This is a genomic window from Methanobrevibacter sp., assembly GCF_045636185.1.
Classification (GTDB): domain Archaea; phylum Methanobacteriota; class Methanobacteria; order Methanobacteriales; family Methanobacteriaceae; genus Methanocatella.
In genome coordinates, this window is record NZ_JAZTXC010000056.1 from 1 (window position 1) to 3,701 (window position 3,701).

Genomic DNA, 3,701 nt, shown 5'->3' on the forward strand with positions numbered 1-3,701 from the left:
TTTATAATTTAATTTGATATTATATTTATTAATTTTATTTTATAGATTATTTCAACGATTTAAATGACTTTTTCTTCATTGATTTTTTTTGTATACAATAGATTTTTCTTCCATTTTAGTACATCTTATTCTAGATATTATCTATAATTTGTTTGGGTTTTTTCGAACAAAAATATTATAACCATGTTATAATTTGAAGATGTCCATTTTTTTAAAATTTTCTAAACAGTCTGACAAATTAAATATCAAATAGATAAACACTGGTTATTTTTTTTAAAATTTTTAGTTAAAATGTATACCTTTATATATGATGAGATTTCAATATTAGAGTAAGCTATTAAAAAATGTTAATGGCTTATTTGGAAAAAAATTTTTTATACATTTATACAAACTTTGGTGATGAAGATGAACTTAAAAATAAATATCATGATTATTATATTAACATTATTCATGTTGCAGGCAGTCTCTGCTAGTGACATTGATGAATCAGTTAATATAGAAATTAGTGATATTGGTATCGATGAAATCACTGAAGTTTATGAAATAGGTGAAACTTCATTTTCATGTGATGATTATGCTGATGAAACAGATGAAATTATATATTCACCTATTGATGATGTTGATGAAGTGGATGATTCCATTGATATAATGGATGAATTCTCTAATCAGGAGTATAATAACTCTTATATAATTGAAACTTATGAAAAATCTTTTGATGTTAAAAGCAGTAGACATCAATATAATAATACTTATATTAAAGAGCTTTTAGATGATTCATTGAATAATATTTCTTTTTCAAATTTAAATGGTACAGCTATAGAATCATATCATTTCTATGGTGATTTCTTAAGTAATTATGAAGTTTCTATATGGATGAAATTTGAGTCTATTTTACAATCATCTGAATATGAAGGTTGCGAATTTAAATTTGATATATTTGAAGAGCATGATATTTTTACTCATGATTTCTTAATATTTTATAATCATTATTGTCATATTTTGACTCATGATCTTAATAAGAATGTTATATTATGTAATGATAAACTAAACAGCAGATTTGTATTTTGTATTGATAATTCAATTCTAGGAAATGCTAACAATTTATATTATAATAATCTTTATTTTACAAAGATTAACTTTAAATTACTGTCATTTTCACTATCTAACTATTTTTCATTTAATTTTTATTTAAACGAGTCTGTATATATCTTTTTTTCTTATTTAAACAATCAAATACGAGGTATTTCTTTTAGAATTTAATTAATTTATACTGGGATATTTTTAATTAATTTCCATATCGGGTGATATACTGTTGACGAAATATGATTAAAACTGGGGTATTTTATTATGAACAACAAATCGATTTTATATGGCTTAATCTTATTAATTACTTTATCATTAACTTTGGGTGTAGTTTCTGCAGCCGATTTTTCAAATGAAACTTTATCTGTCAGTCTTGACAGTGCTCCTGTCGTTGATGATGTATATGAAACAAATGATGAATTTATATCTGAAGCAGTGAATGATGATATTTTATCTGCAAGCAATGAGAATGATGAATTGTCCTTATCTGAATCTAGAAATAATGGTCTTCTTTCTGCAAGAAATGAAGATGATAAATTATCTGCAGGTTATGGGACATTTGATAATTTAAAAAATGACCTTAAAGGAAGTTATGTTACTCTAAGTAAAGATTATATAGCTGACAAATCTAGTATGGTTCAAATTTCAAGCAGCATGACTGTAGATGGTCAGGGCCATTATATAGATGGTAATCAGATATCTAGAATTTTGTATATAAAAAGTGGGACTGTTACATTAAAAAACATTAATTTTATTAATGGATATCATAATTATAATACTGTTGAATATGGTGCAGCAATCACCGTTGCCAGTGGAGCTACTGTTATAATGGAAAATTGTACTGTAAGTAATTCTGTAGGCAGTTATGGTGCTGTTGTTTGGCAGGCTGATAATGGTATTATAACTAATTCTAAATTTATAAATAATACTGGATTTGTTACAGAACAAAGCAATACCAATTTAAGATATGGTGGTGCTATCCAGTGGGCTGGAAATAATGGTATGATTAAAGATTCACAGTTTACTTTAAATTCAGCTTACCATGGTGGTGCTATCCACTGGTCTGGTTCTAGTGGAACTATTGATAATGTAATATTTTATAAAAATTATGCTACTCTCGATGCTGGTGCTTTACTTGTCACTGGAAAAAATGTAAATGTTTTGAATTCATTGTTTGTTGAAAATACAGCAGCTCGTGATGGAGGTGCTTTGGTATATAGTGCAGGATCATCAAACTCTAATGTTGATAAAACAAATTTCCAACGCAATAAAGCTACTATGGGTGGAGGTGCTTTAATTGACGGTAATAAAAATTCTATTACTAACTCTCAATTTATAAGCAATCATGCTGCCTATGGTGGTGGAGCTCTTATGGAACAGGGAACAAGTAATTTAATTGATAATTGTATCATATACAACAACACCGCTATTACTTATGCTGGTGGTGCAAGTATAAAAACTGGAACTATTAAAAACTCAATTGTTGAAAGCAATAATGCAATTGTTGGTGCAGGTATTTATATTATTGAAGGATTAATTACAAATGTAACTTTTACAGATAATAATGGATCTGTTGGTCAAGATATTGCAGTAGTTAATGAAAGTACTATTTCTGACTCTGATTTTAATTATATTGAGTATTATAATTTAACTGATTATCTTTCTGTTCATAGTCATCAGGGTCAAAACGATTATTGTATATTAGAAAATGGAGATATTGCATTTTGTATTGAAGAAGGTGTTAAAGGACCTTATGGAGGCTATGTTGATACTTCTTTAAATCTATTAATTAATCATAAAAGTGGGGAAAATGTCGCTGAATATGTTAAACTTTTAATTTATAATAATTTTAATGAAGCTGTTTTAGGTGAATCAAATAAGCAATTAGCTCGTGACATTTGGAATTTTACAGAAACTGATTTCAGGAATAATCCTTCTGCAAGTTACAGAGTTAAAGATGCAATAAGAAGATATGATGCAGGTGAAAGAATACCTAATACTAATGCTGTTAAACAAGTAAACGGCGGATATATAATTTATAATTTCTATACACTTATCACAGGTAGTTCAAATCAAAATTTATTCGCATTTAATATTACTAGAGTAAATAATATTAATCCTGACTTGGAAGTCAGAAAAATTACATTAAATAAAACAGTTAATGTTGGTGAAAAAACATCTTTCACTATTGTTGTTAAAAATACCGGAAATGTTGGATTAACTAATGTATTTGTTAAAGAATTATCATATGAAGGATTAATATATAATAGTTTTTCCGGTGATAATTGGGTTAATGCTGGTAATGTATTTAAATACTTAAATCCTTTAGAAATTGGCGAGTCTGCTAATTTCACTGTAGAATTTAACACAATTAAGCCTGGTAACTTTACTAATATCGTTGTTGCTGGTTCTAGTGAAACTGAAGATAAAATTACTAATAATACTACCGAAGTTGTTGATGAGCCAGAATTGAAACCAGGTATGGTTGTTGATAAGGTTAGTTTGACTCCTTCTGTTTTGGTTGGTGAGCAGACTTTGTTCTTGATTACTGTTACTAATACTGGTGAAGTTGCTTTGGGTGATGTTTTTGTTGTTGAGGATATTCCTGATGGTTTGAC

At 27.6% G+C, this 3,701-nt stretch carries 2 protein-coding genes; both read left to right on the forward strand.

What is annotated here, in order from left to right:
• Positions 1-405 precede the first annotated feature (405 nt).
• On the forward strand, positions 406-1,260 hold the full coding sequence (locus ACKI3Q_RS03455; protein WP_407414285.1) for a hypothetical protein: 855 nt from the start codon (positions 406-408) through the stop codon (positions 1,258-1,260).
• A gap of 87 nt (positions 1,261-1,347) precedes the next feature.
• A partial coding sequence (locus tag ACKI3Q_RS03460; RefSeq protein WP_407414287.1) for a hypothetical protein occupies positions 1,348-3,701 on the forward strand: 2,354 nt, incomplete at its 3' end.

What these genes read in the sequence shown, in the direction of transcription:
- ACKI3Q_RS03455 (WP_407414285.1), top strand. Translation starts at nt 406, where the DNA reads ATGAACTTAAAAATAAATATCATGATTATTATATTAACATTATTCATG.